The 8,233-nt window shown below is 73.0% G+C and carries 6 protein-coding genes; 3 read left to right on the top strand and 3 right to left on the bottom strand.

Translation table 11 applies throughout. The annotated features are described in order from the left end of the window. Both H5J33_RS15630 and polA read right to left on the bottom strand, forming a co-directional pair. A partial coding sequence (locus H5J33_RS15630) for a PH domain-containing protein (protein WP_309485412.1) occupies positions 1–442 on the bottom strand: 442 nt, incomplete at its 3' end. Positions 443–972: 530 nt separating this feature from the next. Continuing rightward, a complete protein-coding gene (polA, locus tag H5J33_RS15625) occupies positions 973–3,699 on the bottom strand; it encodes a DNA polymerase I (protein WP_181795517.1) in 2,727 nt (908 codons plus the stop codon). Positions 3,700–3,970: 271 nt separating this feature from the next. Here polA and H5J33_RS15620 point away from each other — a divergent pair, with 271 nt between their 5' ends. Genes H5J33_RS15620 through H5J33_RS15610 form a run of 3 tightly spaced genes read left to right on the top strand, consistent with a single transcriptional unit; the run spans position 3,971 to position 7,527 of the window. Continuing rightward, a complete protein-coding gene (locus H5J33_RS15620) occupies positions 3,971–6,283 on the top strand; it encodes an FdhF/YdeP family oxidoreductase (protein WP_181795516.1) in 2,313 nt (770 codons plus the stop codon). 49 nt (positions 6,284–6,332) lie between these two features. Beyond that, positions 6,333–6,785: a hotdog fold thioesterase gene (locus H5J33_RS15615; protein WP_181795515.1), complete on the top strand. Its 453-nt coding sequence runs from the start codon at positions 6,333–6,335 to the stop codon at positions 6,783–6,785. A 43-nt stretch (positions 6,786–6,828) separates the two neighbouring features. Continuing rightward, positions 6,829–7,527: a haloacid dehalogenase type II gene (locus H5J33_RS15610; RefSeq protein WP_181795514.1), complete on the top strand. Its 699-nt coding sequence runs from the start codon at positions 6,829–6,831 to the stop codon at positions 7,525–7,527. On the opposite strand, the gene H5J33_RS15605 is transcribed toward H5J33_RS15610, so the two are convergent. Continuing rightward, the coding region (locus tag H5J33_RS15605; protein ID WP_220212376.1) for a 4'-phosphopantetheinyl transferase superfamily protein at positions 7,500–8,233 on the bottom strand (734 nt) is incomplete at its 5' end. The genes H5J33_RS15610 and H5J33_RS15605 overlap by 28 nt on opposite strands.

Below are 8,233 nucleotides of genomic sequence, written 5' to 3'. Positions count from 1 at the left end.
GCGCTGACCGACTCCTGGGGAACTCGTCGGGGGCCGTACACCAAGACCGTCTGGGCGCCACCCGCTGCTGCCGGCGGGCCGCCTTCTTGCGGGCGCGCAGCGAGACCGGGACCGCCCACAGCTGGTACTTGGTGCCGGACCTGGCGATGACCTCGTTGGTGTAGCCGGAGCGCAGGCCGGCGACCTCCGCCCAGGGCAGGCTGATCACCCGGAACGGGTTGCGCACGCGCAGCCGCTCCTCGTTGGCGAAGACCGCCGGGCGGAGCGTGAAGGCGAGGATCAGCGGCACGACCAGGATCAGGCCGGCCAGCGCCAGCCACGGGGTGCGGCCGTGGCCCTTGAACAGCGCGTCGAAGCCCAGCCAGAGCACGACCAGGAGCAGCAGCGCGCCCCCCGCCAGCCCGAGGGGTGAACGGTAGATCCGGTCCTGGCCGGCGGGCACCGGAGGCTGTGACGCGGGTGACGGGTGGTCCGGGGTGGAGCATGCGTATACCCATGCCCGCAGTGTTGCGGCTGCGGACGGCGCGGGGCGTTTTGACGGGGGCCACGAGAGTGACGGGCCCTTGGGGGGTTTGGCCGGGCTGTCGGGGCCGGCTGTCCTGGGGGTGCGGCTCGGGGTCGTTTCGTGTACGGGGTACGGCTTCGGGGGTACGGCTTCGGGGCTGTTCGGGGTGCGGTGGGTTCGGCACCGCCGGTCCGCGTCGTGGTGGCTGATCGCCGTCGCGACGGGGAACGGGGGCGGGGAAGACTGGCGGTGGCAGCGGTGGGCCGGTGCGGCAGGCGTCCGCCCCGCGGTGGCGATCTGCCGCGTGGCCGACTCGTCTCTGCGGCGGAGACGAGCCCGTCCGGCGGCGCGCAGACGAGCCCGTCCGGCGGCGGTCGGTGGGTGGCCGGTGTGGCGGCGGAGAGGGGTACCGGGCGGAGCGGGAAGGCTTCGGTCGGTGTGGGCGGGCTCTCCGCCGCCTGGTGGGGTCAGTGGGCCGCTGATTCCCAGTCCGGGCCGACGCCGACCGAGACGTCCAGGGGGGCCCTCAGCTGGACGGCGTTCGCCATCTCCCGGCGGACGAGCTCCTCCGTGACCGCCCGCTCGCCGGGGGCGATCTCCAGGACGATTTCGTCGTGGACCTGGAGCAGCATGCGGGACTTCAGGTCCGCCGCCCGCAGCGCGCCGTCCACCTTGAGCATGGCGATCTTCACGATGTCCGCCGCCGTGCCCTGGATGGGCGCGTTGAGGGCCATGCGCTCGGCGGCCTCGCGGCGCTGACGGTTGTCGCTGTTGAGGTCGGGCAGGTAGCGGCGGCGGCCGAAGAGCGTCGCCGTGTAGCCCGTGGCGCGCGCCTCGTCGACGGCCCGGCGCAGATAGTCCCGCACCCCGCCGAAGCGTTCGAAGTAGGCGTCCATCAGGGCACGGGCCTCGCCCGCGTCGATGTTCAGCTGCTGGGAGAGGCCGAACGCGGACAGGCCGTAGGCGAGGCCGTACGACATCGCCTTGATCTTGCGGCGCATCTCCGCGTCCACCGCCCCCGGCTCGACACCGAACACCTGGGACGCGGCCGTGGTGTGCAGGTCCTCGCCGGAGGTGAACGCCCGGATCAGGCCCTCGTCCTCGGAGAGGTGGGCCATCACGCGCAGCTCGATCTGGCTGTAGTCCGCGGTCATCAGGGACTCGAAGCCCTCGCCGACCACGAAGCCCCGGCGGATCGCCCGGCCCTCGTCGGTGCGCACGGGGATGTTCTGCAGGTTCGGGTCGGTGGAGGACAGGCGTCCGGTCGCGGCCACCGTCTGGTTGAACGTGGTGTGGATGCGGCCGTCGCCGGCGATGGTCTTGATCAGGCCCTCGACGGTCACCCGGAGCTTCGCCTGCTCGCGGTGGCGGAGCATGATCACGGGCAGTTCGTTGTCGGTCTGGGTGGCGAGCCAGGCCAGGGCGTCGGCGTCGGTGGTGTAACCGGTCTTGGTCTTCTTCGTCTTCGGCAGCGCCAGCTCGCCGAAGAGGACCTCCTGGAGCTGCTTGGGCGAGCCCAGGTTGAACTCGCGGCCGGCCGCCGCGTGCGCCTCCTTCACGGCCTGCTGCACCGCTCCCGCGAACATCTGCTCCATCGCCTCCAGGTGCGCCCGGTCGGCGGCGATGCCGTGCCGCTCCATGCGGGCGAGCAGCGCGGAGGTGGGCAGCTCCATGTCCTGGAGCAGGTCGGCGGCGCCGACCTCCCGCAGGCGGTCCCCGAACGCCTCGCCCAGGTCCAGGACCGCGCGGGCCTGGACCATCAGCGCCTCCGCCTCGGCGCCCTCGTCCGCGCCGAAGGCCAGCTGGCCGTCGGCAGCGGCGGCGGGCGTCAGCTCGCGGTGCAGGTACTCCAGGGACAGCGCGTCCAGGTCGAAGGAGCGGCGGCCGGGCTTGACCAGGTACGCGGCGAGCGCGGTGTCCATGCCGACGCCCTCGATACGCCAGCCGTGCTCGGCGAAGACCCGCATGGCGCCCTTGGCGTCGTGGAACACCTTGGGCCGGCCGGCGTCGGCCAGCCAGGCGGCGAACGCGTTCTCGTCGGCCTCGTCCAGTTCGGACGGGTCGAACCAGGCCGCCGGTCCCCCGGCCGCGGCGAGCGCGACCTCGGCGACGGATCCGGTGCCCAGGGCCCAGGTGTCGACGGTGGCGACGCCCAGCGGCCCGGTGCCGTGCTCGGCGAGCCAGGGGGCGAGCTCGCCGGTGCGCAGGACGCTGCCGTCGATCTCGACGCCGTCGGCGGTGACCGGGGCGGTCTCGGTCTCCTCCGTGCCGGGGTCGACGGCGAAGAGGCGCTCGCGCAGGGACGGGTTGCGGATCTCCAGGGTGTCGAGGACCATCGCCACGGCCTTGCGGTCGTACGGCGCCCGCTCCAGGTCGGCGACCGCCCTGGGCAGCTGGACCTGCCGCTCCAGCTCGGTGAGGACGCGGTTGAGCTTGACGGACTCCAGGTGGTCGCGGAGGTTCTGGCCCGCCTTGCCCTTGACCTCGTCGACCCGCTCGACCAGCTCGGCGAAGGAGCCGAACTGGTTGATCCACTTCGCGGCGGTCTTCTCGCCGACGCCGGGGATGCCGGGCAGGTTGTCGGACGGGTCGCCGCGCAGGGCCGCGAAGTCGGGGTACTGGGCGGGCGTCAAGCCGTACTTCTCGAAAACCTTCTCCGGGGTGAACCGGGTCAGCTCCGAGACGCCCTTCGTGGGGTACAGCACGGTGATGTTCTCGGTGACCAGCTGGAAGGAGTCGCGGTCGCCGGTGACGATCAGCACCTCGAAGCCCTCGGCCTCGGCCTGGGTGGCGAGGGTGGCGATGACGTCGTCCGCCTCGTACCCCTCGACGGCGAAGCGCGGGGCGTTCATGGCGTCGAGCAGCTCGCCGATCAGCTCGACCTGGCCCTTGAACTCGTCGGGGGTCTTGGAGCGGTTCGCCTTGTACTCCGTGAACCGCTCGGAGCGCCAGGTCTTGCGGGAGACGTCGAAGGCCACCGCGAAGTGCGTGGGCGCCTCGTCACGCAGCGTGTTGGCCAGCATCGACGCGAACCCGTAGATCGCGTTCGTCGGCTGGCCGGTCGCGGTCGTGAAGTTCTCCGCGGGCAGCGCGAAGAACGCGCGGTAGGCCAGCGAGTGCCCGTCCATGAGCATCAGCCGGGGACGGGTGCCGCCGGGGGTCTTGTCGGTCTGCTTCGGTGCTGTCTCTGCCACGTCACCGATCCTGCCACGAGCCACTGACAACCCGGACCGCCCGCGGCCGGCGCGGGCCGGGACACGGCGAGCGGCGCGGTCCGTGACCGGGGCGGCCCCGCGGGCGGGAGAGGGGCGGCCGGCTCGCCGCCCTCGGTGAAGAGCGGCGGAAGACACACTCCACGGCGGGCGATGGTCCCGGCCCGCGCACGCCCGGCCGGTGTCGGTGTCGGTGCCCCGTGGGAGGATCGGCAGCGGTACTTCTCACACCGCAGTCGAAGGGGAGCGTGCGATGGCGACGAAGCCGCCCAAGGGTGATCCGGTCCAGGACGCGCCGCAGGTCGCGGAGCCGAAGCACGCGGCGGCGGGGCTGCCGGCCATCCGGCACACGCTGCGCGTCGCCCAGCGGCAGATGGGGGTGAAGCGCACCGCGCTCACGCTGCTGCGCGTGAACCAGAAGGACGGCTTCGACTGCCCGGGCTGCGCCTGGCCGGAGCCGGACCACCGGCACACGGCCGAGTTCTGCGAGAACGGCGCCAAGGCGGTCGCCGAGGAGGCCACGCTGCGCCGGGTCACCCCGGAGTTCTTCGCCGCGCACTCCGTCGCCGACCTGTCCGGCCGCAGCGGCTACTGGCTGGGCCAGCAGGGCCGGCTCACCCACCCCGTGTACCTGCCCGAGGGCGGCACGCACTACGAGCCGGTCTCCTGGGAGCGGGCCTTCGACATCATCGCCGAGGAGATCGCCGCCCTCGGCTCCCCCGACGAGGCCGTCTTCTACACCTCGGGCCGCACCGGCAACGAGGCCGCGTTCCTGTACCAGCTCTTCGCGCGCGAGCTGGGCACGAACAACCTGCCGGACTGCTCGAACATGTGCCACGAGTCGTCCGGGTCGGCGCTCGGCGAGACCATCGGCGTCGGCAAGGGCAGCGTCCTGCTGGACGACCTCTACCAGGCCGATCTGATCATCGTCGCGGGCCAGAACCCGGGCACGAACCATCCGCGCATGCTCTCCGCGCTGGAGAAGGCCAAGGCGAACGGCGCGAAGATCATCAGCGTCAATCCGCTGCCCGAGGCGGGCCTGGAGCGCTTCAAGAACCCGCAGACGCCCCAGGGCATGCTCCGGGGCGCCGCCCTGACCGATCTGTTCCTGCAGATCCGCATCGGCGGGGACCAGGCTCTCTTCCGGCTTTTGAACAAGCTGATCCTGGAGACGCGGGGCGCGGTCGACGAGGAGTTCGTCCGCGAGCACACCCACGGCTTCGAGGAGTTCGCGGCGGTCGCGCGGGCCGCCGACTGGGAGGAGACGCTGGCCGCGACGGGTCTGACGCGCGCGGAGATCGAGCGGGCCCTCGGCATGGTCCTGGCCTCCGAGCGGACGATCGTGTGCTGGGCCATGGGCCTCACCCAGCACAAGCACTCGGTGCCGACCATCCGGGAAGTGGTCAACTTCCTGCTGCTGCGCGGCAACATCGGCCGCCCGGGCGCGGGCGTGTGCCCGGTGCGCGGGCACAGCAACGTCCAGGGCGACCGCACCATGGGCATCTTCGAGCGGCCCGCCCCGGCCTTCCTCGACGCCCTGGAGCGGGAGTTCGGGTTCACGCCGCCGCGCGAGCACGGCCTCGACGTCGTACGGGCCATCCGCGCGCTGCGTGACGGGCGGGCGAAGGTCTTCTTCGCCATGGGCGGCAACTTCGTGTCCGCCTCGCCCGACACCGAGGTCACCGAGGCGGCCATGCGCCGGGCGCGGCTGACCGTGCACGTGTCGACCAAGCTGAACCGCTCGCACGTGGTCACGGGCGCGCGGGCGCTGATCCTGCCCACCCTGGGCCGCACCGAGCGCGATGTACGGGCCGGGGGCGAGCAGTTCGTGACGGTGGAGGACTCCATGGGCATGGTGCACGCCTCGCGCGGGCGCCTGGCCCCCGCGAGCCCGCACCTGCGCTCCGAGCCGGCCATCGTCTGCGGCCTGGCGCGCCGGGTGCTGGGCGAGCGCAGCGTCGTCCCGTGGGAGGAGTTCGCCGAGGACTACGGGTTGATCCGGGACCGCATCGCGCGCGTGATCCCCGGTTTCGAGGACTTCAACGCGCGCGTGGCCCGGCCCGGCGGCTTCGCGCTGCCGCACGCGCCGCGTGACGAACGGCGTTTCCCGACCGCCACCGGCAAGGCCAACTTCACCGCGGCGCCGGTGGAGTACCCGGCGCTGCCCGAGGGCCGGCTGCTGCTGCAGACCCTGCGCTCGCACGACCAGTACAACACCACGATCTACGGTCTCGACGACCGTTACCGCGGTATCAAGGGCGGGCGCCGGGTGGTGCTGGTGCACCCCGGGGACGCACGCGCACTCGGGTTCGCCGAGGGGTCGTACGTCGACCTGGTGAGCGAGTGGCAGGACGGGGTGGAGCGGCGGGCGCCCGGCTTCCGGGTCGTGACCTATCCGACGGCCCGGGGATGCGCGGCGGCGTACTACCCCGAGACGAACGTACTGGTGCCGCTGGACGCGACCGCCGACACCAGCAACACCCCGGCCAGCAAGTCCGTCGTCGTACGCCTCGAAGCCCACACCGGGGACGCGGACGGCCGTCTGGAACAATCGGCGGCCGAGTGAGCGTTTGCTCAGCGAGCACACTGGTGTACGACGGACGGAGCCGGGCCCCATGGGTGAGCAGCAGCAAGTGAAGTTCCCGCAGCAGGTCATCGACGAGTACGCGGCGCTCGGCGTGGACCTGCCCGCCCTGTTCTCGGCCGGGCACCTGGGCACGCGCATGGGCGTACAGATCCTGGAGGCCTCGGCGGACCGGGTCGTCGGGACCATGCCGGTGGAGGGCAACACCCAGCCGTACGGCCTGCTGCACGGGGGCGCCTCCGCGGTGCTCGCGGAGACGCTGGGCTCGGTCGGCTCCATGCTGCACGGTGGTGTCTCGAAGATCGCGGTCGGCGTGGATCTCAACTGCACCCACCACCGCGGGGTCCGCTCGGGCCTGGTGACGGGCGTGGCCACGCCGGTGCACCGGGGCCGGTCGACGGCGACGTACGAGATCGCGATCAGCGACGAGCAGGGCCGCCGGGTGTGCAGCGCCCGGCTGACCTGCCTGCTGCGGGACGCCTGAGCGGACGGCCGGAGGGGCCGTCCGCAGCCACGGAAGGGGGAGCATGTCCGACACGGACCACCGGGGCCCGCGGGTGCTGGTCTTCGACGTCAACGAGACGCTCAGCGACTTCACCGCGCTGCGCGGCCGCTTCCAGGACATCGGGGCCCCGGCCGATCTGATGCCGACCTGGTTCGCCGGAGTGCTGCGGGACGGGTTCGCCCTGACGGCCGCGGGCTCGTACGCCGACTTCGCGGCCCTGGCCCTGGACGGTCTGCGCACGCTGCTGCCGGCTGCTCCGGGGTGGACCGGTGATGTGGAGGCGGGCGCCCGGCACGTCCTGGACGGTCTGGCCGAGCTGGAGGTGCACCCCGATGTCCCGGACGGGGTACGGCGGTTGAGCGAGGCCGGATTCCGCCTGGTGACGATGACGAACGGCAACGCGGCTCTGACGAGGCGGCTGCTCGACCGGGCGGGCCTGACGGACCGCTTCGAGGCGCTGCTGGACGTGAGCGGTCCGCAGTGCTGGAAGCCGGCCCCGGCCGCCTACCGGTACGCGGTCGGGCACGTCGGTGCGGAACCCGGGGAGGCGCTGATGGTCGCCGTCCACCCCTGGGACGTCGACGGCGCCCTGCGGGCGGGGCTGGGCGGGGCGTGGCTGCGCCGGGACGCGGCCGCCTACCCGGAGTGCCTGTCCCGCCCCACGTACGCCGTGCGGGACCTGGTCGAACTCGCTCAGACGCTGACCGCGGCCGAGGGCTGATCCCAGCCGGCGGGCAGCAGGACCCGCCGGATCGGACGGGTGGACGCCACCGATGCCAGGTGACCGGTGCGCAGGGGGCCGACGGGCGGCAGGTCGAGGAGGTGGATGTCGCCCGACGGCCAGCCGTCGGGCAGTTCACCCGCCTGCCGCAGGGTCGGTCCGGCCGCGTCCAGATGGTCGAAACGGGCGGCCAGTCCGCGCCCGGCCAGCTTGCTGCCCGCCTCCTTGCGCGTCCACAGCCGGACGAAACCCGCCGCGCTCTCCTCCTTCGGCAGCCCGGCCAGCACTTGCCGCTCCCGGTCGGTCAGCGCCTTCCGCGCGAGGCGGACGCCGGTCTCGGCATCGGGTACGACGTCGGCGTCGACACCCACCAGCCCCCCGGAGACGACGGCGGCCAGCACCCAGTCACGGGTGTGCGCGACCGAGTAGTCCAGCCGCCCGGCCCCGCCGGTGAACCGGGGCCGTCCGTGCTGTGCCCCGCAGTGCGCGCAGGTCCGGTCGATGCGCAGGCCGCGCGCGGGCAGGCGCAGGTAGTGGCTGCCCAGCGCGCGTTGCAGGCCTCGGGAGCCGACGTAGGTGGCCCGGGCCGGGCCGTCCGGGAGTGCGGCAGCACGTGCGCTCTCCTCCTCGGTGAGCAGTTCGCCCCACACCGGATACGCCGAGACGGGCCACGCCCACACATGGAGCTCCCCGGGCCCGGGCGGCA

It is taken from the genome of Streptomyces sp. WELS2, assembly GCF_013870595.1.
In the GTDB taxonomy this organism is placed as follows: Bacteria; Actinomycetota; Actinomycetes; order Streptomycetales; family Streptomycetaceae; genus Streptomyces.
Note: the sequence above shows the minus strand (reverse complement) of the source record. Positions and strands in the feature narration are given on the sequence as shown.